The 26,135-nt window shown below is 47.6% G+C and carries 20 protein-coding genes; 13 read left to right on the forward strand and 7 right to left on the reverse strand.

Annotation, left to right across the window (positions count from 1 at the left end):
• Window positions 1-84: 84 nt before the first annotated feature.
• Window positions 85-1,332, reverse strand: a complete 1,248-nt coding sequence (locus RDV52_RS00785; protein WP_040557301.1) for a hypothetical protein — start codon at window positions 1,330-1,332, stop codon at window positions 85-87.
• Window positions 1,333-2,008: 676 nt separating this feature from the next.
• Here RDV52_RS00785 and RDV52_RS00790 point away from each other — a divergent pair.
• The 3 genes from RDV52_RS00790 to RDV52_RS00800 are packed head-to-tail and all read left to right on the forward strand — an operon-like array spanning window position 2,009 to window position 5,058.
• The gene (locus RDV52_RS00790) at window positions 2,009-3,742 is read left to right on the forward strand and encodes a hypothetical protein (protein WP_004367518.1); all 1,734 of its coding nucleotides are present in this window, start codon (window positions 2,009-2,011) and stop codon (window positions 3,740-3,742) included.
• A gap of 34 nt (window positions 3,743-3,776) precedes the next feature.
• Entirely contained in the window at window positions 3,777-3,959 is a 183-nt protein-coding gene (locus tag RDV52_RS00795) for a hypothetical protein (RefSeq protein ID WP_004367520.1), read from the forward strand.
• Window positions 3,960-3,972: 13 nt separating this feature from the next.
• Complete coding sequence (locus RDV52_RS00800) at window positions 3,973-5,058, forward strand: DNA/RNA non-specific endonuclease (protein WP_004367523.1); 1,086 nt, start codon at window positions 3,973-3,975, stop codon at window positions 5,056-5,058.
• 245 nt (window positions 5,059-5,303) lie between these two features.
• On the opposite strand, the gene RDV52_RS00805 is transcribed toward RDV52_RS00800, so the two are convergent.
• Window positions 5,304-5,534, reverse strand: a complete 231-nt coding sequence (locus RDV52_RS00805) for a hypothetical protein (RefSeq protein WP_088401486.1) — start codon at window positions 5,532-5,534, stop codon at window positions 5,304-5,306.
• Window positions 5,535-5,928: 394 nt separating this feature from the next.
• Here RDV52_RS00805 and RDV52_RS00810 point away from each other — a divergent pair, with 394 nt between their 5' ends.
• The 3 genes from RDV52_RS00810 (at window position 5,929) to RDV52_RS00820 (ending at window position 7,294) form a co-directional block, all read left to right on the forward strand.
• Window positions 5,929-6,363, forward strand: coding sequence for a D-Ala-D-Ala carboxypeptidase family metallohydrolase (locus RDV52_RS00810; protein ID WP_004367530.1), 435 nt, complete (start codon window positions 5,929-5,931; stop codon window positions 6,361-6,363).
• A gap of 153 nt (window positions 6,364-6,516) precedes the next feature.
• On the forward strand, window positions 6,517-7,005 hold the full coding sequence (locus RDV52_RS00815) for an HU family DNA-binding protein (RefSeq protein ID WP_004367532.1): 489 nt from the start codon (window positions 6,517-6,519) through the stop codon (window positions 7,003-7,005).
• A 196-nt stretch (window positions 7,006-7,201) separates the two neighbouring features.
• Window positions 7,202-7,294 carry a smalltalk protein gene (locus RDV52_RS00820; protein ID WP_004361917.1) on the forward strand — a complete coding sequence of 31 codons (93 nt, stop codon included), beginning with the start codon at window positions 7,202-7,204 and terminating at the stop codon, window positions 7,292-7,294.
• A 54-nt stretch (window positions 7,295-7,348) separates the two neighbouring features.
• Here RDV52_RS00820 and RDV52_RS00825 read toward each other — a convergent pair whose 3' ends face one another.
• From RDV52_RS00825 to RDV52_RS00845, 5 genes are all read right to left on the reverse strand, one after another.
• Entirely contained in the window at window positions 7,349-7,621 is a 273-nt protein-coding gene (locus RDV52_RS00825; RefSeq protein ID WP_147278310.1) for a hypothetical protein, read from the reverse strand.
• Window positions 7,622-8,395: 774 nt separating this feature from the next.
• Window positions 8,396-8,827 carry a Fur family transcriptional regulator gene (locus RDV52_RS00830; RefSeq protein WP_004361920.1) on the reverse strand — a complete coding sequence of 144 codons (432 nt, stop codon included), beginning with the start codon at window positions 8,825-8,827 and terminating at the stop codon, window positions 8,396-8,398.
• A gap of 254 nt (window positions 8,828-9,081) precedes the next feature.
• The gene (locus RDV52_RS00835) at window positions 9,082-9,444 is read right to left on the reverse strand and encodes a MarR family winged helix-turn-helix transcriptional regulator (protein ID WP_004361921.1); all 363 of its coding nucleotides are present in this window, start codon (window positions 9,442-9,444) and stop codon (window positions 9,082-9,084) included.
• A 17-nt stretch (window positions 9,445-9,461) separates the two neighbouring features.
• Window positions 9,462-9,950, reverse strand: coding sequence for a thioredoxin (trxA, locus tag RDV52_RS00840; protein ID WP_004367537.1), 489 nt, complete (start codon window positions 9,948-9,950; stop codon window positions 9,462-9,464).
• A 531-nt stretch (window positions 9,951-10,481) separates the two neighbouring features.
• A complete protein-coding gene (locus RDV52_RS00845; RefSeq protein WP_115098643.1) occupies window positions 10,482-11,279 on the reverse strand; it encodes a peptidase in 798 nt (265 codons plus the stop codon).
• Between the two features lie 1,538 nt (window positions 11,280-12,817).
• Between RDV52_RS00845 and RDV52_RS00850 the strand changes: the two genes are divergently transcribed.
• The 7 genes from RDV52_RS00850 (at window position 12,818) to RDV52_RS00880 (ending at window position 26,040) form a co-directional block, all read left to right on the forward strand.
• Window positions 12,818-14,104: an AAA family ATPase gene (locus RDV52_RS00850; RefSeq protein WP_004367542.1), complete on the forward strand. Its 1,287-nt coding sequence runs from the start codon at window positions 12,818-12,820 to the stop codon at window positions 14,102-14,104.
• Window positions 14,091-14,810 (forward strand): RloB family protein, encoded by a 720-nt coding sequence (locus tag RDV52_RS00855; RefSeq protein WP_004367543.1) that lies wholly within the window; start codon window positions 14,091-14,093, stop codon window positions 14,808-14,810. Before RDV52_RS00850 ends, RDV52_RS00855 begins: the two co-directional genes overlap by 14 nt.
• 62 nt (window positions 14,811-14,872) lie before the next feature.
• A complete protein-coding gene (locus tag RDV52_RS00860; RefSeq protein ID WP_004367544.1) occupies window positions 14,873-15,994 on the forward strand; it encodes a hypothetical protein in 1,122 nt (373 codons plus the stop codon).
• A 98-nt stretch (window positions 15,995-16,092) separates the two neighbouring features.
• Window positions 16,093-16,932 (forward strand): DUF5991 domain-containing protein, encoded by an 840-nt coding sequence (locus RDV52_RS00865; protein WP_004367545.1) that lies wholly within the window; start codon window positions 16,093-16,095, stop codon window positions 16,930-16,932.
• A 335-nt stretch (window positions 16,933-17,267) separates the two neighbouring features.
• Complete coding sequence (locus RDV52_RS00870; RefSeq protein ID WP_004367546.1) at window positions 17,268-22,382, forward strand: translocation/assembly module TamB domain-containing protein; 5,115 nt, start codon at window positions 17,268-17,270, stop codon at window positions 22,380-22,382.
• Window positions 22,366-24,804, forward strand: coding sequence for a translocation and assembly module lipoprotein TamL (gene tamL / locus RDV52_RS00875; protein ID WP_081470707.1), 2,439 nt, complete (start codon window positions 22,366-22,368; stop codon window positions 24,802-24,804). The genes RDV52_RS00870 and tamL overlap by 17 nt, the downstream gene beginning before the upstream one ends.
• Window positions 24,805-25,074: 270 nt before the next feature.
• Window positions 25,075-26,040 (forward strand): SPFH domain-containing protein, encoded by a 966-nt coding sequence (locus RDV52_RS00880; RefSeq protein WP_004367548.1) that lies wholly within the window; start codon window positions 25,075-25,077, stop codon window positions 26,038-26,040.
• Window positions 26,041-26,135: the final 95 nt, after the last annotated feature.

Raw genomic sequence — 26,135 nt, forward strand, 5'->3', positions numbered from 1 at the left:
AATGCTGATGAAGTCTGTGAGAAGAGACCTCGCCATCTCTACCGCCCATGGACGGTGTGAGACAGCAGAAGCCAGAAGTTAGGTTTATTTCTTCATCATCAGTATGGTGTTTCCTGCCTGCTGAACGTCATTCACGTCCGTGCGTCCGCCTGTGGCTGTGCTGTCTGCCTTGCCATCGATGCGGTTGTTGCGTGCGGCAGGCTTTGCTTGCTGTTGCGACTGGTCTATAATCTTGCTTACGTTTCCGGTGTATTCCATCTTCACGGTCTTGCCTTCGGGCGTTTTCCAGTTGCCCTTGAAGGTAATGTCGCCATTGTTCTGTGTAACGGTGATGGTTCCTCCGTTGAAAAGTCCGAACGCTTCGCCTCCCTGTCCGTCGAACTCTTTGTAGTACGAACCCACGGGATAAGTTGTGCCGCCGCGCTTGAACATGGTTCCGCCAACGTACTTTCCCTTTTCGTAAACGGCTCCTGCAACCGGCATCACCACGTCGTAGGTGCCCACGATGGTGTTGATGTCCATCGGAACTTTATATTCTGTCAGCAGCACAAGGTTCAGATACTCGCCTGCTCCCACTATAAATCCTTCGTCGTCGGTGTCGCAATTCAGGAAGGTAATCGTGTAGTCGCAATACGTATCGGTTGCCTTTACGTATCTGCCCGACATGGTTCGCGGCACGAAGTTCACGTCTTCGGTGATGGTCTGGTAGCCGGCGGCTGGGTCTTTGTTCACGAACTCCAGCTTGCCGTCGTATGCAAAGCGCACCTTTCCGTGGTCTCTGAGTTCCCCTTCCACCAGCAGCTTGTACGTTCCGTCCGTCCGCCGTTCCACATTGAGGTTGCAGATGGCAAGCGAATCGAGAAATCCGTCCACCTGTCCGTCGGCGTTCACCTTGTTGGTTTCTATGTAGACGCTCTGCTTTCCGTACACTCCTGCCTTTCCGGTGCTGTTTACAAGCTTGTAGGTTCCGCCCGGCAGGGCTGCGCCGGCTGGGTTTTGCGATGGCTTTGCGAGCACGGTCAGCCTGATGTCGTGCTTGTTAATCTCGGTTGGCAGTCCGCCTTTCGACAACTTTCCGTCGCACAGGTGCAGCGTGTATGCGGCTAATTGCTCCGACACGGCACCGTAATACAGGTTGTAAGTGTTGGTTGCAGCCACGTCGGCGTAGAAGCTGTTGTCCGAATTGCTGAAAGTTACGTCCTTGACGTCGTTGCAGGGATATTCTTTCACCTCGCCCGACTTCATCGTTACCTTCATTGTCCAGTTGTCTTGTGCGTGCATCGTTGTTGCCATACAGCATGTGGCAATGGTCGCTAACAGGATTTTTTTCATAAAGTTATAGTTCTTCTTCTTTTCTTCAATCCTTTTGATTCCTTGCCTCCGCAATGCTCAGGCAGGCTTGTCGCTGCAATGTTGCTTGGCGGGAACGTTCTCTTAATATACTTTCGTTCAGTTGTTTTTTGCGCGGAGGGAGAACTTCGCTCTTGTTGCGAGTGCTCCTCCTGTTTTTACACACATCTTAATTAGGCTACAAAGAAACATTTTTTTATTTGGAAAAGCAAATGTACGATGTTAAAAAACATTAACTCTTCTGCATTTGTGCTGTCCGTGCCGTGCGTCCAAATCTGCAGGGTGGCAGGTGTGCGGCGTGTGGAGTGGGGGAGGGCACTTCTTCCCCGGTTTTTCAATACCCATTGTATTGCCGTGCAAAAGAGCCTGTTTGGGGCTTTAAAAGGGGCTGTTTTGCATGGCGAAAGCGGCTGTTTGGCAAAATGGCTTTTGTTTAAGGCAGACCATCTGCCCCAACAATCAGGGGACATTGTGCAGGTTACGGCGAACAGTTGAAGCTGAATTTTCTTTTTATTTTTTTATCTTTTTTTTTCTAATTCATAAATAATGATTACCTTTGTACACCGAAACTGTAAATCAGGTAGCCTTGGCTATTAACTTAAATGCGTACTAATATAGAGCAATACATTATTTATAATAAACTTAATTTATAACAACTATGAAGCGAATTTTACGTTTTTTCGTGCTCATTTCCGTGCTCGTTCTGCCGTTGCAGGGATTTGCAGACACGGCTACATTCGACTTTAGCACCGATGAGGGGCTAAAAACCTTGGGAATTGCTAAACCTGACCCAAGCAAGGCGACAAATCTGACGAAACCAGCCTATACTGTGGGCAGTGTCAGTATGTCGTGTACCAATGGAAGTATGCCTACGCGCGTATGGAATGCTAAAGGCGACACCGAACTGCGATTCTATAAGAAAGGTGGCAGCATCACTTTCAGCGTGCCCGAAGGACAGCATATTACGGCTGTCGTCTTCACAGGGACACTGAGTAGTACGGTCAGTACGGGAAAGCTCAGCGGTATGCAATGGACCGACAATGGTACGACCACCCATTCGGTAACCTTTACTGCAACCGATAAGAACTACATCAAGCGTATCGTCATCACCTATTCGGCTGCCCAGCCGGAGCAACCTGTATTCACGGTGAACAGCATTAAGGAACTTAAAGCATTGAAGAGTGGCAGCCGTGCCACGCTCTGCCTGACCGACGGAGATGAGGGCAGTATGGCGCGTGTGCTCTGTGTGCACGGCACGGGCGATACGCAGGAAGCCTATGTGCGCGACTGTACGGGTGCCGTGTGCTTCTGTGGTATCAATCCCAATGTGCCTTTTGCCTGCAACCAGCACATGGCTGGCAAGATAACGGGCGAATATGTAATGGAGAACGGCGTGCCACGTTTCAAGGCTGTAAGTGCCCTGACCAACACAACGCTGCTCGCCATTGCAGACCCTGTAATGGAAAAAGAGGTGCAACCGAAGGAGATAGAGGCTGCCGATTATGCCGCCAACGTTGCCGATTGGGTTAGTCTGAAGAACCTGCATGTCGCTGCCGACGGACGCTCTACGCAGGAGGGCATCACCGTGCACAACCGTTTTGGCATCACAGCCGACAAGGATAAGTATGTTGCGCCCTATGCCGGAGCCATCATCGACATGGCAGGCATTGCCGTGCCTGACGGCGACAAGAAGGAAATCAGCCCCTTGTTTGGAAACAACCGGCGTCCCATAGTCTTCGTGATTGACGAGGGAGAGGCGTTCGTTTCGCCCCGGCAAGACATGCCTGATGTGGCTGTGCGCCTGAATCGTACGCTCACTTCAGACCATTGGAACACCTTCGCCGTGCCATTCGACATCGAGGCGGAAAACCTGAAAGACGCCCAGATAGCCAAGTTTACCGGCAACATGGAGGGCAGCACGATGATTTTCGAGAGCGGACAGACCCGCATCGAGGCTGGTATGCCCTATCTTGTGAAGTGGAACATGAAAAATCCAACCTACGAGAGCGTAACCCTCAAGGCTGCGAAAGCCCAGACCGTAAGTTCAGCCGACAAGCAATACAGCTTCGTGGCAACCTATAGTCCAGCCACGCTCGCCCTCGACAAAACGGAACGTTACCTTGGTTCGGACGGCAATCTCTATTATCCCACAGGTTCGGACGGGCAAGCCAACCGCCTCAAGGGATTGCGCGCCTATTATCGAGTTCCTGCCACGGCAACTGCCAAGATAGCCTTCTCCGGCGAAACCACAGGCATTACGCTTCTCAAGGAGCAAAGTCAGCCTTGCCGTTTCAAGGTGTACAACCTCAATGGTCAGTACCTCGGCAACAGTCTGAACGGCTTGCCAAAAGGGCTCTACATCGTAAACGGCCGCAAGGTAATCATCAATTAAGACAAAGAACACTATCGTAAAGAAAAAACTCTATATGGCTCCAGCCATCATGAACATACTCATCACCACGGCAGACCTTATCATGAGCAGTTCTGACGTGAATGCCGGTGGAACGCAGGTAGCAACCGGAAACGACCACGGAAGCGGCAACGCATGGGAGGACGGTTGTGCCAAGGACGGCTTCTGGAGCATGGACGATAATAATAACCTAAATTAAGGAGGACGATAAAATGAAGAAAAGTGTATTTATTTTGCTGGCACTGCTACTGGGCATGACGGCTACGGCGCAGACCCAAAAGCAGAAACTCACCATTACTACAAAGCGCGGCAAGGTGCACACCTACGTTATGGGCGAGTCTATGGACAGTCTCCGTATCCTCAACGATGTGGGCATCAAGGTGTATCCCAAGGGAACAAAGGTGTCAAAAGACTATCTTTTCTCGCAGATAACCTACACGCTGACCAACGAACCCACTCCTACCCCCGACCCATCGGGCAAAAACGCCAACCGTAACACCACTGCCGACTTGAAAAAGAACCCGCAGGGGTGGCGATTGGAGTTCCCACGCTTCTATCAGGGAACTAACAAGACCTACGAGATTACTCATTTCACCACCGAGAACGGGAAGCGAATGAACAACTATTCCGTAGAGTGGGACGCCAAACTCAAGGCTAACCGCTGGACCTGCTACGAGATGTACGACAAAATGATGCAGAAGAATGTGAAGCGTAAAAACGAGTTCAAGCCGGATCCCGATATCCCATCGGACATGCAGACAACCCTTAAAGATTACAAAGGCAGTGGATTCGACCGTGGACACCTCTGTCCGTCAGACGACAGATGCTGCTCTCAAGCCATGAACGACCAGACTTTCTACCTGAGCAACATGCAGCCCCAAGTACATGGACACAACGGTGGCGTATGGAAGAACCTCGAAGAGAAGGTGCGTGCATGGGCTGGCAAGTGCGACACACTCTATGTGGTCAAGGCTGCCACCATCGACAAGGCAGAGTATATCTGTAACAAGAAAGACCTCAACGAGATTGCCGAGAAAGAGGGCAAGCCAGCAGGCAGCCTTCATTTCCCCGGCATCGTGCCCAAATACTTCTATATGGCACTGTTGGCTTACGACAAGAAGACCAATACCTATCGTGCCCTCGGCATCTGGTCGCCCCACTACAAGAAGAGCAAGTACGACTATATAACCATCGAGGAACTCCAGAAGCGCACTGGTATCGACTTCTTCTGCAACCTCGACGATAGCATAGAGAAGGCTGTAGAAGCTACCGTAGACTCCGATTACTGGGAAAAGTAAAGCCACTTCCTGCTTTCTCTTTTTGAGGAAAGAAGTAAGAAAAGATAGCCTTTCCCCTTTTAGACGATAAGGGCAAGGCTATCGGACAGGAGATAAACACCAACCGTAAGTGCTTATCTCCTGTCTTCGTGTTTGCAAACGTGAATGGATTACGAATAAACTTGGATTTACCCATGCTTTACGGACACTTATTGCTTATGGAAAAGCGGAACAGCGGAAAACACAAATAACTTGGAAGACTATATTTATTCCAAAGGGATAACCCTCGCCGCACCAAAGCCATGTACCGGCAGCACGCTTTCTTCGGAACTGTCTGCAACGCATTTGCCCCCATAAAGGTGGGCAAGTTGCCTGCAATGCCACGGAGCCGGCAGGCGGAACGGCAGAATTTGCGGACAGAAAGCCGTAATGCGGCAGTACGCTCTTCGGAGCATCAGAACAGAACCTAACTGGTTTAGGTCGGCGCTGCAAACCATTCCGTGGTTCAACCGACCTTATCCTCTCTCATAAATCCGTTTGGGGAGAAGTGTGGAAATGCGAAAGCTGCCTGCACTTCTCCTTTTTTTATGGTCGCATGCGCACGGTTCGGAAAGGGCGTGCCACATTTTCGGCAGCGCATCGGCATAACAACGGCTGCACAACAAAACCTGCAGTGCCGTGTAAAAATGCTACTAACACACTACCCACGTTACTACCCACAAGATGCTTGACATGGCTTTTGCGATGTTGTACCTTTGCAAACGTAAACAGACAGCAACGCCAAACATACGTGAAACAGACGGAATGGCTACACCATATTTATATATATAGTTGGTCAGACATATAAAAACGTATTGGCAAAGGTATAAAAACATATAACGAGACAAAAATATGAAATTAACATTAGACGAACATTTATCACCCCATTTCACGGTGGGCGAATTCTTTCGGTCGGGAACGGCAATACGGCTGGGCATAGACAACAATCCCGATGCGCACCCCGGAGAAGGCATCAGCACGGCGGAGGTGATGGAAAACTTGCGTGCACTGTGCACCGAAGTGCTCGAGCCGCTGCGGAGAAGGGTGGGGCGCGTGATTGTAACAAGCGGCTATCGCTGTCAGGAACTGAACAAGGCGGTGGGCGGTGTGTGGAACTCGCAGCACCTGAAGGGCGAGGCTGCCGACATATTCGTACCCGACACGGCAACGGCAATGCGCTACGGACACATTCTGGAACGCCATTCGGCAGTGCAGCAACTGCTGTTGGAGCCAATGGGAATACAACAAAAACGATGGATTCACGTGGGTTTCAGGCGGTCGGAATAGTCCTTCCGGCGACAAATAGGTAAGATTTCAGCCCGCAGGCTCCACACCGTGGGCACACCTTATGACATGTGAAGAAACATGCAGGTGGGTTGTCCATCTGCACAAATAGAATAAATCAATCATTTTTTTATTAACCTTTAAAATTTAAAAGTTATGTCAATCAAGTACAAAATGTATCAGTTGAACAACACGAAGAGTAAGTATCACAAGTATTGGTACGCCCGTACAGCTTACATGGGCACCATCGGCACCCGCCAGCTGGCTGTACGCATCAGCGACCGCTGTACGGTTACCGAGCCGGACATACTCGCTGTGCTCAGCGCACTGGTAAGCGAGATGTCGCACAACCTGCAGAACGGAATGCGAATCAAGCTCGACGGATTCGGAACTTTCAAACTCGCCATCAGCTCTACGGGTTCCAAGGAGCGCAAGGACTTCGTTGCCGCAAAGCAAATAAGATGTCCGCACGTCCTGTTTCAGCCCGAAACACACGTCGGAGCCGACAAGGTGCGTGTTAAAAACTTCGTTACGGGCGTGAAGGTAGAGGAACTTGCCACCTACATTGGCACCAAGAAAAAGAAGGACGACACCAATCCTTCAGGCGGAGGGGCAACTCCCGGAGGCGGACAGCAACACCCATAGGCTGGCAAGACAGCCTGCCTTGGTGGGCAAATAGATTTTCAGGGTATCTCAGTTTCCCAGTAATCCCCATGGAAACCGGGAAACTTGAGACCCTGTACCTTGGAAACGTCTGGGAAAGTTAGGCTTTCCAAGACACCTGTGAACGCCCACCTCTCCCGCAAAACACTTTTTATTAACCTTTTAAGACCAAGAAATTATGAACAAGAACAAATGGAAATTCATCGTACAGCTCATGCTTTCAGTACTCACTGCCATCGCAACAACGTTGGGAATGGGGTCTTGCATGTAAACCAGAACACCCATCAAGGAACTTGGAATATCGTTTGTTAATCAATTGTACTGATTATATGACGATGTGCAAATACTTGAAACACAATGTCCTACCAGCCATGTCTGCCGACAGGTTGGTAGGTTGTTGCCGACAAGAAAGGAAGAATGCTCCGACAAGCGCGTAGGTTTGATGCGACAAACAGGGAATGTATATCAGGAAAAAACGACACATTGGGAGGTCGGCAGCGACCGTAAGGGAAGTTGTCCGCCTTTCAATCGTCTTTCGAACGGATTTCTTTGCTGTTCCCGAAGTGTTCCGCTTGCAATTCACAAGCCATGGTTCCATTAATCGATTGCCGTGCTCCTGCCAGTCAATGCAGCTGGTGTTGCACGGCAATTTTTTTTGTTTCGGACAACTGTCTGGTGCATAGCATGTTGCAGCAATATGCATGACACGCGGCAAGACAGCGGCAACAAATAGGGAATATGTTTGGAAATGCACGACAAAAAAACTGCGACAAAAAGGGAAAAACCTTTGTGCAACATGGCAAAACCATCTGTATGGGCTTGCCTTTAACACAAGTTTTCACTTTTTTGTCGCAGTTTATATATTTATATATTAGACAGACAATGGGGCGAAATGCTTGTAGAAGTTAGTCGTCTGAAGCTTGGTTTGAACATGGTAGTGTCTTTCCGGGGTTCTCAAATGCCTGTCTGAATTTGTTGTGTTCGCTTGTTTCTATGTTGCAGAACACGTTTTGCCCACCCCATTCGGGCACTCCTGTCCTTCAACTTCATCAATCTCATAGTCATCTAACTGGCATTTGCGCCTTGTCGCAAGGTTTCTTGCCATTTCGCTAAACCATTAGAACCTTACGCTAAAGGTTTGTTTCTTACAATAAATAAAAGGCGTTTACACCTTGTCGCAAGGTCTTTCCGCCTTTTCTGCAAATCATCGTGCCTTTCGAACAAGGCATTCCGATTTTTTCTTTTGCGGCTTCTTGGTCTTCTCACAAGATTCGGAAGCCTCTCTTTTTAACATTACTATTCTTTTATCTTAAACCTTATAATCTTTGTCTTGAACCTAACAATGTCTTGTCTCAGGCGTCTTTGCCTTATGTTACGACACCTCTTCCTTCCTTTTTCTCTGGCAATCGGCACATACTCCCTTGTAGTACAGCTGGGCATCGTCTATGCTGAACCCTTCAATGGCGGTACTTTGGGGTGTGGGCGGCTGCATGTCGGGCATGTCGAACACCCGTCCGCATACTTTGCAAGAGAAGTGTGCGTGTGGTGTGGTGGTGCCGTCGTAGCACACGTGGTGCTCGTCTATGGTAATCATAAGTGCGCCGCCTTTCTCCGAGAACATTCTTAATGTGTTGTAGATGGTGGTGCGACTTACTGTCGGAATGCGTTTTTTAAGTTCCATGAATATCTCATCGATTGTGGGGTGGGTAGGGTGTGTCAGCAGATAGCGCATTATTTCAATGCGCTGCAATGAGGGCCTGATACCACAATCGAGCAGCTTTTGATAAGCTGGATCTATATACATAATTATTTCGCATTTAAAATCTCGTTGCAAAGATACGCAATACTTGTGGAAATACCAAACAAAAAACAGTTAAAAATATCTGTTTTACTCATTAATGAGGATAAAAGACGGCAGAAATTGCCACTTTTCTGGAAGTTTTGCGTAATTTTCCCGTGTAATGGGAGTGTGATTTTTCAAGTTTGCAGACGTTTCTCTTGTGTTCCGTTGGTATGCTGATGGCTGTCCGGGGCGTGTTTTCCCGGGTGTTGTCCGCATCATTCCTGTGCAATGATGGCGGCGAGGTCGGGTGGTGTGGGGAACGATTTGCAGTTGATGTGTTCCATCTGTTTCCGTCCGTTTTCGGTTATGCTGCACCGCTGGCACCGGCTGTCGTGTTTGCAGGTCTGGCGTTTCAGGTATCCTTTCCGTTCGAGTGCGGCGATTACTTTCGATGCATTGGAGCGTGTAAGCCCCATCTCGCAGGCTATTTCGCCTGCGAGAAGGCTTTCTGTGTTGGCGAGCATGCACAGCAACATGAGTTCGTTTATGTTCATGTTGAACGTGTCTTCCAGTGCCCGCTCAAACTCTATTACTGCCCGGAAGATGGCATGCACCTTGTGAATGCAGTGGTCGTCCATGCGTTTTCTGCTGTATCTTACTGTTTCAGGAGGGTTTCCTTAATCATCTGTTCCAGCTCGTTCTTGGCGTGTGCGCCTACCGACATGGTCGGCTTTCCCGTCTTCGGAATGAACAGCAGCGATGGTATTGAGCGGATGTTGAACAGTGCGGAGAGTTCTTGGTTCTTGTCTACGTCCACCTTGTACACGTCTATCTTGCCGTCGTACTGCCGTGCTATCTCTTCGAGAATGGGGGCTGTGGCTTTGCACGGACCGCACCAGGTGGCATAGAAGTCTACTATTGCGGGCTTGTCGCCCTTGAAGTTCCATGCGTCTCCGGCTGTCTTGTAGTCCATTATTTTCTCTCTGAACGTCGTTTCGTCGATTTCCATTGTCTTCATTTTGTTTCCTTTCTTTGTCTGAACCGTCTCCGGTTGTTTGTTTTCTGTTTTGTTCTTTGCTGTCGTGTTGCAGCTTCCGAGTGTGAAGACTGCTGCTGCAGCGAGCACGAAAATGTTCTTTCTCATTGTTTTCTTCTTGTTTTCGTTCTACATTTGTTTTCTTTCTGCTTTCTGTTATCCTTTCTTTTTTGTTGTCATTGTTCCTGTCTTGTACAGTGTCTTATATGTTTCCGTTGGAAACTAATGCAAAGATAGGCACTTTATCTGACTCCTACAAATTTCCAATGGAAATTATATTGCGCTGTAACTTTATTTAACTTACGATAGCATATATTGGGTGGAATGTTGCTGCATCGTTTGTCTTGTGTGGCGGTGGGGTGGGAGTGTGAGCCTGAAACCCACCTTTTTGCCTTGCGAAAGGGTGGGTTTTGGCGTGCAGAAAGGTAGTTTTTGGAAGGCAAAAAGGTTTTTTTTGAAAAGCAGCGGATTGCCTTTCGCAAGATGCTGGCGTTTAGACGATTACATGTTCCGACAGATAGAGGAAAATAGAGTTCATGGAAAAATAGGGAGACCAAGGTTTCCATGCGCCTTGGAATCCCTATAAAAAAAATCAAAACAACGAAAATATGTATGGCTTTTACAGCCATTTATGTGCGTCTACTGCTTCGCCATCTTCTTGCCGTTTACTATATAAATGCCTTTCGGAAGACGGTTCCAGTCGTTTGACAAGCGTCGTCCGTCGATGGAGAACACACCTTGCTGTGCAGTGTCTGTGTTGGTTGGAGTCTGTATTGCGGTCGGATCCTTGGTTATCACCACCTTGCTTTTCACCATCTCGCCGTTGTTCATCACGCAATGTTTCGCTGCATTGAATTCTGCGCCAGCCGGTTGCGTGATGTTGCAACCTATCAGCGTGAGCGATGCAAAGTCGCGAATGGATCCTCTCTTCGTGCCTTCGGCTGTTACTGTGGCATGGTTGATTGTCAGGTTTTCGCTTGTACTGCTGTTTCCCGATATGCCGTACATGCTGCTTTTGGCGTTTACGGTGCAGTTGTCTATGGTAAGGTTGGTTTCAATGGCATAGAAAGCGCAGTCGCTCAGGCTCTCTGCGTTGAGTGTGCCGCCCCCCGTGATGACCAGAGCTTCCCTGAATCCGATGGCAGCTTTCTTTGCTTTCAGGTTATTGACGCCAATGAGCCTTATTGCCAGCCCCTTGACTTCGGAATAGATGCCGTGCCCCTCTTCAATGTCTATCATGGCATTCTGCAGTGTGAGAACCTTGGTTGCGGGGTCGTATTTCACGGTTCCGCTGACGCCTTTGATTACGGAAAGGTCGTTGCAATTGTCGGCAGTAACCTTTATGTCTCCTATTTCCAACAGTTCCTCAGACTGTGCCTTTGCCGCCGTAGGCAATGTGAACAATGCAATGAACAGTGCGGCTGTGGCTGTGTGCATGCTTTTTGTCAGGTTAATCCTCATGGTTGTTCGTGCCTCCCTGCTTCAACTCTCTCGGAGCAACACCGTTTCGGAGGCGTGGGTGTTTGGTGATTGGTTAATTATTCTTCCGTTTTCACGCAGTACTATGTGATATTCTGCAAATTTAGTTCTTTTATTTTACATTGTCAAGTGTTTTCCAATATTTTCTTGTTGTTTGTAAATTATAGCTTCAATAAGATGGTCAGACATATCATTTTTACCTGCATTAAGATACATGTTTCTGATTAGGACGTGATGAATCGCGCCCCTACGGCTGCGAACGGGCATTCCACGCATAGCCGACATGCTGCTTTCCTCCATTTTACAGTATGCATAGACCTCTCGAGATTTCTATAATGACCTCTGCAACTTGCACAAACAAAAAGGGGACACAACCGAAGCTGCGCCCCCACACCGTTTTTTCAGTGTCAATTAAATTTAGTAATGAAATACGCGGTGTATGTTTTTACCCGCTCTGCCGTGCTTTTTACGGCACGACATTTTCCTTCTTGTTTGTCGCTTCTGTTTCCAGACAAATGGTAAACCGTTCTTTTCTTCTTCTTCGAGAAGTATATTTTGTTGCCGAGGGCAAGTCTCTGCAAGCGTGAATTTACTTTTTTTGCTTGATGGGAACATTCTTTCCTGATGTGGCGTGTGTTGTTTCTCGACTGTTCGGGTTAAGTTTCGATGGCATTGTACTGTACTTTCTATATGCTCTTGTTGTGGGAATTGCGCACCTGGCACAGTGCAATAAGGGCTTAAAAATCGTATGAATTAAGACAAAACTCGCTGCTTCCGCAGACAATTCGCATTCTTCTTTCTTGTCCGAAAGACAATTGCCGTGCCTGGCGGACACAGGTTCTGTGCTGCCTGCAGCAGTTTTCAACCCACCCTGCAGAGGTATTTCAACTTTTCATATTTGCCATGGCACCCTGCAATCTCTGCGTTGCATGGCTGCTTCAAGGTTTCTCATGTCCCCTCTCCGTGCTGTTCCGAGTTCCTCCGAAAAGCGTCTCCCCTGTTTAAAAAATCCCTGTCGGGCTGTGTATTCGGCAGAGACGGGGACTCCTTATATATACTAATAGATTTAACAACTCGTCTCGTCTACCTCTTACAGGTACTGCAAAGATAGAGCATTTATTTGGTATTGTCAAATAAAAATCGTCTTTTTTTTCTACTTTTTTTACTGTGTGCCCGAACAGTATCTTGCTTTTGGTGCAACAATACCATGTATATATCATGGTGTTTTATCGACAAACAATAATTAATTATCGGAAAGAAAGAAAATTTTTCGTATTTTTCTGCTGTAATTTGTTGTTTTATAAAAAATAATACCTACTTTTGTAAACGAAAAATATACCCATATCAAACCAATACAAAATATTGTACTATCTTGAGAATATGCTTTCAGGAGCGATTAACGCTATTCTTAAATTTGCAGAATAACCGCAAATTTTAAAGAAAACGTTTTGTTTGTTTCATAATTTTATCTATTTTTGCAAAAATACTACGACGTTATGATTATAGAATTTAGCGTAAAGAACTATCGTTCCATAAGAGATTTGCAGACAATCAGCTTTAAAGCAACTGGCTTGAAAAGTCCTGCTGGCAGCGACATTGATGCAGATAATATTGTTAAAAGCAATGGCGTGTCGCTCTTAAAGACGGTTGGTCTGTACGGAGCGAACGCCAGTGGCAAGTCGAACATGCTGATGGCGTTAAGTTATTTTACACGTGCAGTAAGCACGTTGGCTACAGATTCAAGACTTATAAGACCACTTTACGACCCGTTTCTCTTCGAAACGTCCAACGAAGGTTGCTTTTTCCAAGTCGTATTATTATTGAATGGCAAGAAGTATCGATATGGTTATGTAGTGAATAAGCTCGATAATGCATCAGGAAATGCTGATTTTAACGGTGTTAAAATAGAAAGCGAGTGGCTCTATGGCAACATAGATAAAAACATGAAACGCCTGTTTTTGCGTGTAGGCAACGAGGTGAAGGAGAACAATCTTCCCACTTCAGAGGGAATGGTTATACCCACCAAGCTGCCCTATCCGCACACATTGTTCCTCGTTCACGCCACTGCTTTCGATGCAAAGGGTATCCCTGAGCAAATAGTTAGCTACTTAAAACGTCGTATAATCGGCAATATTGTATATAAAGAAATGTTCAGAGGAGTTTCAATAAATGCGATAAAAGAATCAACACCATTGTTTCTTTCCTTTCTGAAACGATTCAATATGAAATACGATGACATTGAATTGATAGACGATGAAAGTTATGCTGATGTTCAGTATTTGGGCTTTCCATCGAACAAAGTGTTGTTGAAAAGAACTACTCACAATGGCAATAATAAGACGTTGTCAATGAATCTTGAGTACAGAGAGTCGGCAGGGAATAAGAAAATCTTCGATTTGGCAGGGCTACTTCTTGTGGCATTCATTTCGGAAGACGATCCATTCTTACTTATTATCGACGAGATAGACAGTAATTTCCACCCTTCCTTGCTCATCAAATTGATAAAAATGTTCAACGATCCTAAGATAAATAAAAACAATTCGCAGCTGTTGTTCACCAGCCACGATACCAATTTGATGTCTCCCTCCATTATGCGTCGCGACCAATTCTACTTTGCCGAGAAGCAGGAAGATGAATCTACGCGACTCTATTCGTTAGCCGATTTGCGCGGAATACGCAACGATGCCGACTTCGCAAAGCAGTATCTTGCAGGCTATTACGGAGCTTTACCTGTGTTAAACGACTATACCGAGGCGGAGGAAAACGAGAATGGAAAACAATAAACAACCGTGGGAGCTGCGTTCGGACGACGTTCGCAAAGAAGATAAGCTTGCTACTTTCATCATCTTTACCGAAGACAAAACGTCTGAAAGGTTATATTTCGAATCGTTTCAGACAAGTAACTTGAAAATCAATGTAGTAGAAAATCAAAAGAGTAAAATGGAAAATGTCTTCAGGGCAATAAAGTATTGCGAACAGAAGAAGGCTTTCGACAAAGGAATACATGTGTGGTGCGTGTTTGATAGAGACTTTAACGGCAATCCAGGAATACTCGATAAAGCTGAAATATCGTTTGATGAATCGCCACATACAGCCAAAAGGAATAACATAAAAGTAGCGTGGAGCAACGATAGTTTCGAGCTTTGGATACTGCTACACTATGAAGATGTAGACCCAAAAGAACCCTTACTGCGCAGTAAATACTATGAACGACTGACCGAAATTCTGAAAGCAGATACAAAAATAAATAGTGATTTTTGTGTAGCGATAGGAAATGGAACCTTTAACTATTACGACGATATTAAGAGTTTGAACCCCTTTAAAAATTACATTTTGCCCATACTGCAAGACAAAACACGCCGGACAGCAGCAATAGAACGTGCAGAAAAATTAGAAAACCACCACACAACCCACACCGACAAGCCCCACGAAATGTGCCCATGCACCATGGTTCACCATTTAGTGAAAGAACTTTTGGATAATCAATAGTACTTTTCGGCAGAATCGGTATATATTTAATAACAATAACGACATAATCATGAGTAGATTAAATGATGAAAAAAATATTATTTTTATTACTGTTGCCAACATTGCTCAATGTTGTATATGGCTGCAAAGGCGGAGGAATACTTAATGCAAATGCAAATATGGAAAAAACGTATAATGGATATGAATTGAAGTTCATTGCATTTAAGGTGTATAACGCTGGTCTTGTTTCTGAGAAGAGCAAGGATTTATTAAATCTTTTCAAAGATATGCGTATGACTATCATCAGAGATACGCTTATAATTAACGGTGACAATAAGATCGTTTTTAGTGTTCAGCAGGCAGATTCCAAACAATTTTATAATCATCGTTATGGAATATCAAATTTCTATGCAAAGGAACTTGATAAATTGGGATATAAAGATGGTAGTAACACCATAACCTTTTTAAAGCCTGAGGATTATGCCGGGCAAGAAACTTGGAGTCGCAACTATACAGATATGTTAGGATTGGGTGTCATTGCCGGAAAATATATTTTCTTTCCTTGCATTCTCTCCGATAATGATGAAGAGAACGCCATGCTTATCTACGAGATACCTCATGGAGTTAAGCTCTCTAACGCTGTTGATAGAAGAGGCGATAGCAGTGATGTAGATTCAATACAAATCTTAGGAACATCATCTGAAAATTTCTTTGATGGGAAAGACATTAGCATAGATAAGTTTGGAATTGATACTACAAAAATAATGTTTGATGAATATACCTTGCCGGGAGCAAATATAGAAAATGTAACAGATAAGGTAAAAACAATCATTATCAATGGGAAGAAGATGCCATTTAAGGACTATATAAATTCGTGTGTGAACGCAATCTTTCCGTTACCAAGCTATCAAGGATATGACATTTTTATCATATACTTTGAATATGGAGATAGTGAATATTGGGAAATGTGTATATCTGATAAGGGAATTATAAATGGAGATACTCAAAAAATGACAGTGCATTACACGTGGGATGATTGGGGAGATGAAAATCAAGAAAATGCAGATTATAGTAAGATTAGTTTCCAAATTTATCCGAATTATGTAATGTGCCTAAAAGGAGAAAAGCGAGAAAGCGGGAAAACAAAAGAGCATAGAAGATACTATCGCATCAATTCAAAAGGTAGCTTTGAAGAGATAAAATAATGTATCTTGGTGATGGGTGGTTGGTTCAACGGCTACCCACCTATACAAAATATAATGCTACAAAAATATGTAATAACACAAATTAGGAGGAATTAATTATGAAATTATTAAATATCTTATTTTATCTTTTATTCTTCTATTCATGCAGCAATGCACAAAAATGGTATGACATAAAAGACAGCAACAACCATTCCTTTGTAGGAAATTGGGAGCAATTGACAATTACAGACAATGGAGACACCGTAATATACCATGCTTGTTTTGATGTAGCACACAAAATAAATGTCGATACAATAAAAAAAGAACTTTTTGTGCAGTACGATATGGAAGATGTACATTATCCCATAGACACAGTACATTTAGAAAAAGACGAGTTTATCATATCTTTTGTCAATAACATTTGCACACCATTCAGATGTAAGATAATAGATCAGAATAAAGCTTTATGGACATATAAGTATATGGAAGATGGCGAAGTGTATCATAATTACTTTACCAATGAGAAGAGATATTTCAAAGAAATAAAGGAAAAGTACGATGACCAAGAACCAGAAGAAAGCCCCACACCTATCGTAGCCGTTCAAAATCACAAATGGTTCGGTGAATACGAATACTTCATCTCAGATACGACCGTTGTTCCCTCGCCTTTCATAGAGTACACATTGAGCATTGCGGCTGACCAATGTGTATTCAGCGGTAATGGGCATATGACTGCCTTTGAAATCCAATGCAGTGTAAAAACAGAAACGAAAGACAAACTCTCCCTTGATTTTGTCAAATCGCTGTCGGAAGATACACTGATGCCCAATATTGACAGAAACGTTTCACCCACAGTGAATTTATATTACAGGAAAGGAAAATACTATCTGGAAAGTCCGTTTATCAGCAATACTGAAGGCAAAAAAAATGTAAAAATAGAATGTAGAAAAATAAAATAAATCCTTGGTACTTTTAATGCTTGGCAAGGACAAAACCACATAATCTCATTGAGTATATTCCATTACAACAAGGGATAACATAAAAATACTTGTTTATAGGAAACGAGAAAACAGAAGACCGAGGGGGAAAAACTCAACTTTTCTACGCCGAAAGAAGAGTTCTTCGGGTTTTATTCTTAATTTTACATTTGCTGGTAGACTCTACGGAAGAGAGAAAATGCTGCCAACCTATACATCACTGCCCCAACATTTTTGCACAATACCTTCTGTTTGCACTCTTTTTTTTCGTACATTTGCAATCTGAAACGGATTGTTCCGACTGCCGAAACAAGCTTATGCACTTACGGAAATCGAAGAAATGGCTGGCTGCCATAGTGTTAGCACCCATTTCGTTGTTTATGTTCTTGCTCGTTCTTCTTTACTTGCCACCTGTTCAGAACTGGATTGTAAAGAGGGTGGCAGACTATGCTTCGAAGAAAACGGGAATGGAAATATCGGTCGGACACGTTTCGCTCAGCTTCCCACTCGACCTGAAATTGGAACAGGTAATGGCACTGCGACCCGACGACAGCATTCCGCAAAGGCGCGATACCGTGGCAGATGTAAAGGAGCTTGTGGTTGATGTGCAACTGATGCCGCTATTTAAAAGTAGGGTAGAGATAGACCAACTTACCTTCAAGGGGCTGAAGGCAAACACCATGAACTATATCGGCGACTTGCAGATACGGGGCAACTTGGAACGGTTGCACGTTGTTTCGCACGGCATAGACCTTGAAAATTCTACTGCGTTGCTCAACAATGCCGACGTGCAGGGGGGCTTTCTTGACATCGCCCTTAACGATACAATGCCGAAAGACACCACTAAAAAGAAAACCATTTGGAAGATAAACATCGACAAACTGAACCTTTATCGCACCAATTTCCGACTGCACATGCCGGGCGATTCGATGGTGATAGATGCCAATTTCCACAAGGCAGCAGCACAAAATACCTCCATTGACCTATATAATAAGGTGTACCGAGTGGACGGAATAGCTTGGCAGGGTGGGTCGTTGACATACGACAAGACCTTTGTTCCACGCATGCGGCACGGTTTCGATGCTGCCCACATTGCGCTGAACAAGCTGAACATGGGGGTAGATTCGCTTTCGTACGACTCTACCGGAGTTTCCGTCAATGTCAGGACAGCCAATTTCACAGAACAAAGTGGACTGATAGTGAACGACTTGCGCACACGCTTTCGCCTCGATAGCACCCATTTCTATCTGCAACCGTTCTATCTGCGCATGCCCCAAACCGAACTGAAGGGTGGCGTGGCAATGGCTTTGAATGCCTTTAGTGCAATAAATCCCGGACAACTTGCCGTCTCGCTGAATGGTTTCGTGCGCATCAACGACCTGCAGCCACTGCTGTCGGGCAGCGTTCCAACGAGGTTCTTGCACGCCATTCCGACTGAACGGATAGACGTGAACGGCTCGCTGCGAGGCAATATGCGCAACTTAATCTTGCAAAAGCTACGCATCGGCATGCCGCAACACTTCGCCTTGAAGGTGAATGGGCGGATATCGAACCTGCAAAGTCCGAAAAACCTGTCGGCAAACCTTGCCTTAGGCGGCAGTTTGCGCGACATTCGCTTTGTTAAACGCCTGTTGCCCAAGAGCATAGGCAATACGATTAAAATTCCGACAGGCATCGACTTCAATGCGAAAGTCAGGGCACAAGGAACGCAATACCATGCCGACATGCTGCTGTACGAGGGCGGAGGCAATGTAGCCGTAAAGGCAGACTTCAACAAGAGCAGCCAGACCTACAACGTAACAGCCCGTGCTGTAAACCTCCAGCTGCAACACTTCGTTGCCAAAACGGGGCTGTACCCCTTCACGGGCATGGTTTCGGTTTACGGACGAGGGCTCGACGTGCTCAGTCCGAAGTCATCGTTGCGCCTGAAAGCAAACATAACGCAGTTCCGTTTCGGCAATTATGTGCTCAACGGCATTAACGGCGACATCGCGAAACGAGGCGAGACAACCACTGCACGCATCGTCAGCACGAACCCAATGCTGGGCGGCGACTTCACATACAGCGGCAAACTGTCGGCTAAAAACGTGGACGGACACTTGCGAGGGTGGTTCCGTCGTGTCGATTTAAGGCAACTTGGCGTAATGAAAGACCCCTACGTGGTGTCTGCATGGGTAGATGTTGATGTGCGCTCCGACCTGAAAAACCACCACTACATAAGCGGACCGCTGCACCAACTCGTGCTTACAAGCGTGCATAAGCATGGCGAACAGCACCTTGCAGCAGGCAATTTAGACATTACGGCAAGCATAAACGGAGCCAAGACTGCCGCCCACGTCAATGGAAAGTTAGACTATGCCAACCTGAAAGGCTTGAGACTGATGGACAAACCCTACGTTCTGGGCACCGAAGCCAACCTTGCCTTCCGCTCCGACCGACCGAAACACTACACCGTGGAGGGCTATCTCGGCAAACTGAAGCTCGACGAACATCGTGGCGGAAAGGCTGTTTCACTCTTCAATGGCGACCTAAACGTACACGCAAGCATGGCCGGGAAACTGCTGAATGGCAGTGCCAACGGTATTGTACGCCATGCCGACCTCTACCAATTAGGCTTTGTAGACAAGCCTTTCGCCTCTAACTGTGCACTGAACATAGAGTTTGACACCGACATGGCAGCCAAACTGATGGTGCGTGGAATGCTTGGCAACCTGCAAGTGCAAGCCGACAACAAACAGTTTAGCCCCGGCGACGTTACCATAGACATGCTGAGCCGTGCCGATACCACCCACGCCGTGATTGAAGGAGGCGATTTTGCACTGAACACCGACTGGCATGGCAGCTATCAGCACGTGCTGAAGGCAGGCAAGCGCATAGCCACCGACTTGCAGAAGCAGATAGACAATAAACGAATAGACCAGACTTCGCTGCAGAAATTGCTCCCCATGGGACGCCTGAAACTTGTCAGTGGCGAAGGCAACCTGTTCAGCAAACTGCTCGAACAGCAGGGTTATGTGTTCAAGACTGCCAACATAGACCTCACCTCATCACCCTCAAAGGGACTCAACGGCAACATTGTTGTAGACTCGTTGGTGTACAACGACATGCACGCCGACTCGCTGATAGTGGACCTTACCACCAACGACACCGGACTGAACTACGACCTGCAGGTGCTGAACAACGCCAAAAACGACTATCCCTACAAGGGTTACGTGCACGGCTCGTTCTTCGACCGCGGGCTCAACACCTCCATCTTGATTACCGACATGGCTGATAAAACCGCCCTTGCACTATCTGCACAGGCTGCAATGCAAGGGCAGGGCATCAATCTTTCGCTTACTTCTGCACAGGCAATATTGGGCTACAAGACATTCAATGTAGAGCCAGACAACTATTTATATATAGGCAGGAACAAACGACTGAAAGCCGAAATGCGACTGCTTGCCGACGACGAGGCAGGCCTACACCTATACAGCGACGACACCGATTCTACCTCGTTGCAAAACTTCACCCTCTCCATCAACAAGTTCGAACTTAGTCAGCTCATGGCAGTGCTGCCCTTTGCACCACGCATTTCGGGCGAACTCAATGGCGACTATCACGTCATTCAAACCACGTCAGACCTTACTGTGTCCAGCGACATGGCAATAAAGAACATGGTGTACGAACTGAACGGCATGGGCGATGTGGGGGCAGAGTTCGTCTATATGCCTAAAGGCGATGGCACACACTATGTAGATGGCACCCTGACAAGGAACGACAGAGAGATAGGAAGGCTCTCCGGCGTGTACGACAGCAAGGGCAAGGGCAGTCTCGACGCGGAGTTTACGCTCGAAAAATTCCCCCTTAGCTACATCAACGGTTTCGTTCCCGACCGCATCATAGGACTGCACGGAACAGGCGAAGGTACGCTTGCCATGCAAGGACCGCTAAAAAATCTCGACATAAACGGAGAGATATACCTCGACTCTTCGTATGTTTTCAGCGAACCATACGGTGTCAAGCTGAACTTCGCAAACGACCCCGTGCTCATCAATCACAGCCGTGTGGAGTTCGAAAACTTCGAGGTTTTCGCTTCCAACAAGGCTCCGCTCGACATCTCCGGCTACTTAGATTTCTCCAATTTCGACCGTATGAACACCGACTTACGCATGCGGGCGCGCAACTTCCAGGTGATTAATGCAAAGGAGAACATGCGCTCTGAAGTGTTCGGAAAAGCATTTGTAAACTTCGACGGAGATCTGCAGGGACCGCTGTCGTCGCTCCAGTTAGATGGAAAAGTGGACGTATTGGGCAATACCGACATAACCTACGTGGTGCGCGATGCACAGCTTGCCAACGACAACGAGCTGGAAAACCTCGTTACTTTCACCAATCTTAACGACACGACCAGGGACGTCGTGAAGCGACCGGACATTCAAGGACTGGGCATGAAGCTGCGTGTCGAGGTGGACAACGAGGCACACATCGTCTGCGCACTCGACCCGGAGCGTTCCAACTATATAGATATTGTGGGCGGAGGAACCCTGAACATGGAGTACGACCCCACCAACGGACCACGCCTGAGAGGTCGTTACACCATAAGCGACGGTCAGATGAAGTACTCGCTGCCCATCATTCCGCTGCGCACTTTCCACATAAAGGAAGGCAGCTATGTAGAGTTTACGGGCGACCCAACCACGCCGACGCTCAGCATTACGGCTACCGAATGCGTGCGGACGAGTGTGTCTGACGGGACGGGGAACGGCAGAATGGTAGACTTCGATGCCGGTGTCCGACTGTCCAAACGCTTCCCCAATCCCGGTGTAGAGTTCATCATACAGGCTCCGGAAGACCAGGACATGCAGGGGAAACTAAGTTCCAAGAGTGTGGAAGAACGCTCCAAACTTGCCGTTACCATGCTTGCTTCGGGCATGTATTTCGACGGTTCCAACAATTCAACCGCCAATACAGCCATGAACAGTGCCCTCATGGGCTTCCTGCAAAGTCAGGTAAACTCCATAACGGGGCGTGCCCTGACCTCCATGGGTGTGGACCTTACAGCCAACATGGAGAGCACTGCCGACGCATCGGGCAGTCTTCACACCGACTATACTTTCAAATTCTCCAAACGATTGTGGGACAACCGTCTCCGTATAATCATGGGCGGACGCGTCTCCACAGGCTCCCAGGTGTCGGAACAGAACGGTGCCTTCTTCGATAATCTGTCGTTGGAATATCGCCTGAACCGCCAGGAGACACAGTATCTGAAGCTTTATTACGAGCGGGAAGCCTACGACTGGCTCGAAGGAAACCAGGGAGAGTTTGGCGTCGGCTTCATGTGGCGACGCAAGTTGCAGCATTTTAAGGACATCTTCCGCTTTAAAAGCAAGAAAGAACAGCCACCACAGCGCGACAGCCTAATTAATTTTGTAAATGGAAAGAAACAGTAGACATGCTCACAGCCACCTTGTTACCCCTCGTGGCAGTTTGTTTTGCACAGCAATGGTATTGCTGTTGGTGCTCACGGCAATGCTTTCGGCATGCAGCACCACCAGTGCCTTGCCCGAAGGCGAGCAGCTTTACACGGGCATGACCCCCACCGAATACACCAACTACACCAAAAACGCACACTTCAAAGCCGTGCGGGAAGAACTCGACATCGTGCTTGCCACAAAGCCAAATGCATCGCTTTTCGGCAGTCCGTCGCTGAAGTCGCCCTTCCCCGTGGGCTTATGGGTGTGGAATGCCTTCTCGCCCGACACCACACGGTTTGGCCGCTGGATAACAAGAGCGTTCGGTTCGCGCCCCATCACCTTGTCGAACGTGTCGCCAGACCTGCACGCTACCGTGGGCGAAGGACTGTTGAACAAGCGCGGATACTTCGATGGGAAGATAACATACCAATTGGTTCCGCAGAGGAACAAGAAGAAAATAAAACTTAAATATACCGTGAACATGGGACATTTGTGGACCATAGACAGCCTGCAATATGTAGATTTCCCACCCGATGCCGACAGTCTGATAAGGGCAACACGCCCCGATGCCGCCATAAAAGACGGCGACCCGTTCGACGTAGCCACGCTCGAGCAAGAACGCCAGCGCATCACGACCCTCTTTCGCAACAACGGCTACTACTATTACAAGAACAACGACGCCAGCTATTTGGCCGATACAACCATCGTTCATGGGAAAGCTGTAACACGGTTGCAGCTTGCCGACTCTGTAAGTCCTGCCGACTTGCGCAAGTGGCGCATCGGAAACATTACGGTAAATCTGCAGAAAACCTTTATGGAAGAGCTGCACCAGCATCGCAAGAAGCGTGGTTTCGACCTTAACTTCAACGGCAGGCACTCGCCATTGCGAGGCAGGGTGATTGCCAACGACCTGCAATTCCGCCCCGGCGACCTGTACCGGCAAGCCAAGCACACCGAGACAATGGAACGCCTGAACGCCACGGGACTGTTTACAGGGTCTAACATTTCTTTCAAGCCAAGCAACCAGACGGACACCTGCAGCACGCTCGACGTAACGCTGGACTTCCTTTTCGACCGTCCCTACGACTTTTACATAGAAACCTACGGACGCGGAAGGACCACCGGAAAATATGGTCCTGAACTTGTGGTTGGTTTTGCCAAGCGCAACGCTTTCCGTGGTGCCGAACTGCTGAACGTGCGTTTGCACGGAGCCTACGAGTGGGCATCGAAACGCAGCGACGATGCCGGCACCACCGGACGCATCAACGACTACCAGTACGGCGCGGAGGTAAGCCTGCAGTTTCCACGTTTTCTCAATCCGTTCAAGACACCTCCGCGCATCATGCGCGAACGCATGCAGCGGCGCGAGGCAGCCGCCATGGCTGCGGGCAAGCCCCTGCCGCCGAATGCACCACGCACCTATTTCGAGACGCCGATGACCACCCTGAGCGCTTCTACCAACGTTATCAAGCGTGCACTCTACTTCAAACGCCACGTGGTGGCAGGCGAAATAACCTACAGCTGGGCACCCAGCGAGCGCCACTCGTTCATTTTCAAGCCCCTGTCGCTCACCTACGAGTACATGAGAAGCGTAACCGACCGCTTTAAGGCACTCACCGACAGCGTGCCATACCTTGAAGTTTCCATGGCAGACCAGTTCATTCCGAAAGCCTTGTTCCAGTACACGTACCAGAGTCCGAGGGAATATGCCAACCCGATACGCTGGTGGTCCACCCTGAGCGAAGCCTCCAACCTGCTCGCCTTGGGTTATCTGGCAGGCGGAGAGAAGTGGAACAAGCGGGGAAAGACGATGTTTAAAAATCCGTTTGCGCAGTTCGTGAAGATTGAAACCAACTTTACGAAGCTCTGGACACTTGGCGGCAAGTCGTCCGTTGCAGCCCATGCCAATGCAGGCGTGATATGGGCGTATGGCAACAGCAGGTTTGCACCCTATTCAGAACAGTTCTTTGTGGGCGGAGCAAACAGCGTCAGGGCTTTCAACGTGCGCGAGATAGGTCCCGGCACTTACCGTTCGGCATCGCTCGGACGGTCGTATGTGGAGCAGACGGGCGAAGTTAAGGTGCAGGCAAACGTGGAGTATCGGCCTCATTTGGTGGGAAGCCTGTACGGAGCACTCTTCCTCGACGCCGGCAACGTGTGGACGTTGCACAGCGACAGCAGCCGTCCGGGGTCGCAGTTCCACTTTACCAACTTCTTCAAGGAACTGGCTTTCGGCACGGGGGTAGGCATTCGCTACGACATCGGCTTCTTCATGCTCCGCCTGGATTGGGGCATTGGTCTGCACGTTCCTTACGAAACGGGTCGCAGCAGGCTCTACAACATTCGCCACTTCCGCGATGCACAAGCCCTGCATTTAGCCATCGGACTGCCATTCTGAGGCGTAACCATTCTGCAAAACATTTTCCGCTTTGCAACGGCTTCATTGTCAGCGGTTTGCAATATACACACCTTGGTGCTGCAAAAGGCACTGTTTGGGCGTGCAAAAGGCACTGTTTTACGTTCCAAAACAGTGCCTTTTGTATTTTTGTTCTGTTAATTTTCTTTAATAATTCCGTGTTTTCCATGCAACATTACAATATTTATCATATCTTTGTGATATTAAAATGATATTACTGTAAATACAATAGACAATTTAAACGATACAACTATGGAAAAGAAAGAATTTGCCTTTAAGGGCGTGGTACAGAATGGTTTTGTAATGCTTGCACTGACGCTTGCATTGCTCTTGTGTGGCATAGCCAGTGCAATATATGGCTTCGTGCTGATTGGCAACGACCAAAATGGCGGCTTGTTGATTGGTGCTGCTGTGGCTATGCTGGTTCTTTTTGTCATGTGTCTTTACGGTTTCGTGAAGATAGAACCCAACGAAGCCCGTGTAATGATGTTCTTCGGACAATACAAGGGCACTTTCACAACGGTGGGTTTCCACTGGGTGAATCCCTTCATAACCACCAAGCGACTGTCGTTCAGGGCACGCAACATAGACGCTGCCCCCATCAAGGTGAACGACAAGACGGGCAACCCCGTCATGATAGGCATGATGCTGGTGTGGCGATTGAAGGATACGTACAAGGCAATCTTCGAAATCGACTCCGAGACAATGGCTACCTCGGTCGATGAAGGCGGCGAGGCACCTGCCGTAGGCAACATCATGATGGCGTTCGAACGCTTCGTGCGCATACAGGGCGACGCTGCCCTGCGCCATGTGGCAGGGCAATACGCCTATGACACCACCGACGACGAGCACGAGACACAGACCCTCCGCGACAACAGCGAGGGGATAAACAAACTGCTGGAACAGACGCTCGACGAACGGTTGGACATGGCTGGAATAGAGATTATAGAGGCGCGCATAAACTATTTGGCATACGCTCCCGAGATAGCAGCCGTGATGTTGCGCCGCCAGCAGGCTTCTGCCATCATCTCGGCACGCGAAAAAATCGTGGAAGGAGCTGTTTCCATGGTAGACATGGCACTGAAGAAGCTCGACAAGGAGAACGTTGTCGTGTTGGACGACGACAAGAAAGCTGCCATGGTAAGCAACCTCATGGTGGTGTTGTGCAGCGAAAGTGCCACACAGCCCGTGGTAAACTCGGGTACGCTTAACATGTAGTTGTGAGTCTGCAAGGGCACTCTGCCTACACCTTATATATATAAAGGGGAGGCGGACAACACGCCCATGTGCGGCAAGAGGCGTTGCAGACACAA

The sequence above is a fragment of the Prevotella nigrescens genome, from assembly GCF_031191185.1.
GTDB lineage: Bacteria > Bacteroidota > Bacteroidia > Bacteroidales > Bacteroidaceae > Prevotella > Prevotella nigrescens.

Bases quoted from the DNA above. Each gene is read 5' to 3' on its own strand.
- RDV52_RS00870 (WP_004367546.1), top strand. From the start codon at position 17,268: ATGCACTTACGGAAATCGAAGAAATGGCTGGCTGCCATAGTGTTAGCA.
- tamL (WP_081470707.1), top strand. From the start codon at position 22,366: ATGGAAAGAAACAGTAGACATGCTCACAGCCACCTTGTTACCCCTCGT.
- RDV52_RS00835 (WP_004361921.1), bottom strand. From the start codon at position 9,444: ATGGACGACCACTGCATTCACAAGGTGCATGCCATCTTCCGGGCAGTA.
- RDV52_RS00850 (WP_004367542.1), top strand. From the start codon at position 12,818: ATGATTATAGAATTTAGCGTAAAGAACTATCGTTCCATAAGAGATTTG.
- RDV52_RS00790 (WP_004367518.1), top strand. From the start codon at position 2,009: ATGAAGCGAATTTTACGTTTTTTCGTGCTCATTTCCGTGCTCGTTCTG.
- RDV52_RS00845 (WP_115098643.1), bottom strand. From the start codon at position 11,279: ATGCACACAGCCACAGCCGCACTGTTCATTGCATTGTTCACATTGCCT.
- RDV52_RS00880 (WP_004367548.1), top strand. From the start codon at position 25,075: ATGGAAAAGAAAGAATTTGCCTTTAAGGGCGTGGTACAGAATGGTTTT.
- RDV52_RS00800 (WP_004367523.1), top strand. From the start codon at position 3,973: ATGAAGAAAAGTGTATTTATTTTGCTGGCACTGCTACTGGGCATGACG.
- RDV52_RS00865 (WP_004367545.1), top strand. From the start codon at position 16,093: ATGAAATTATTAAATATCTTATTTTATCTTTTATTCTTCTATTCATGC.
- RDV52_RS00860 (WP_004367544.1), top strand. From the start codon at position 14,873: ATGATGAAAAAAATATTATTTTTATTACTGTTGCCAACATTGCTCAAT.
- RDV52_RS00825 (WP_147278310.1), bottom strand. From the start codon at position 7,621: ATGGAACCATGGCTTGTGAATTGCAAGCGGAACACTTCGGGAACAGCA.
- RDV52_RS00815 (WP_004367532.1), top strand. From the start codon at position 6,517: ATGTCAATCAAGTACAAAATGTATCAGTTGAACAACACGAAGAGTAAG.
- RDV52_RS00810 (WP_004367530.1), top strand. From the start codon at position 5,929: ATGAAATTAACATTAGACGAACATTTATCACCCCATTTCACGGTGGGC.
- trxA (WP_004367537.1), bottom strand. From the start codon at position 9,950: ATGAGAAAGAACATTTTCGTGCTCGCTGCAGCAGCAGTCTTCACACTC.
- RDV52_RS00805 (WP_088401486.1), bottom strand. From the start codon at position 5,534: ATGGTTTGCAGCGCCGACCTAAACCAGTTAGGTTCTGTTCTGATGCTC.
- RDV52_RS00830 (WP_004361920.1), bottom strand. From the start codon at position 8,827: ATGTATATAGATCCAGCTTATCAAAAGCTGCTCGATTGTGGTATCAGG.
- RDV52_RS00795 (WP_004367520.1), top strand. From the start codon at position 3,777: ATGGCTCCAGCCATCATGAACATACTCATCACCACGGCAGACCTTATC.
- RDV52_RS00855 (WP_004367543.1), top strand. From the start codon at position 14,091: ATGGAAAACAATAAACAACCGTGGGAGCTGCGTTCGGACGACGTTCGC.
- RDV52_RS00820 (WP_004361917.1), top strand. From the start codon at position 7,202: ATGAACAAGAACAAATGGAAATTCATCGTACAGCTCATGCTTTCAGTA.
- RDV52_RS00785 (WP_040557301.1), bottom strand. From the start codon at position 1,332: ATGAAAAAAATCCTGTTAGCGACCATTGCCACATGCTGTATGGCAACA.